The sequence below is a fragment of the Streptomyces sp. 13-12-16 genome (assembly GCF_002114215.1).
Classification (GTDB): Bacteria; Actinomycetota; Actinomycetes; order Streptomycetales; family Streptomycetaceae; genus Streptomyces.
Genome location: NZ_NCTE01001207.1, coordinates 1 through 529, shown reverse-complemented (window position 1 = coordinate 529; position 529 = coordinate 1). Strand labels below are relative to the sequence as shown.

Below are 529 nucleotides of genomic sequence, written 5' to 3'. Positions count from 1 at the left end.
CCCGCTCGCCGAGCACGGGGTGCCGCGGGCGGTGAGCGGCGGCCGGCACCCACCCGGGACGGACGGGCCGCAGTGACGGACCGGCGCCCGTCGTACGGGGCGGGGACCGCGGGAGGTCCTTGCCGGGCCAGGGACACCAGGACGTTTTGGATGCCCTTGCGACGAATTGGGCATACTGTCCGCATATAAGTGATGCTCGGTGTGGCCGGTGTGATGCGGCCCCGTCGGGGCCGGCGGCGCACGGCCGCCGGCAGGGCGCACCGGCGGCCGGCAGGGAGGCTGGTGGGGTTCAGGTGGGCGGCTGATGGAAACCGCGATGGCTGCCGTGGTGCGGGAGAGCGGCGCGTACGGCGGGCTGCTGTACGCGCTGCCGCCGGGCGAGGACGCTCTGTGGCTGGTCATGGTGGCGGGGGCCCCGCACGAACTCGCGACTCCGTGGCGGCGGATCGCGCTGACCGATCCGATGCCGGTGGCGGACGCCGTGCGCGAGCGGCGCCTGGTGTGGATCGGCGGGCAGGAGGAACTGGCC

1 pseudogene is annotated in these 529 nt (G+C 75.0%); it reads left to right on the top strand.

Going from position 1 to position 529, the window contains the following annotated elements:
* Positions 1–304 precede the first annotated feature (304 nt).
* Positions 305–529, top strand: a pseudogene (locus B7767_RS37765) (PAS sensor protein); the annotation flags it as partial.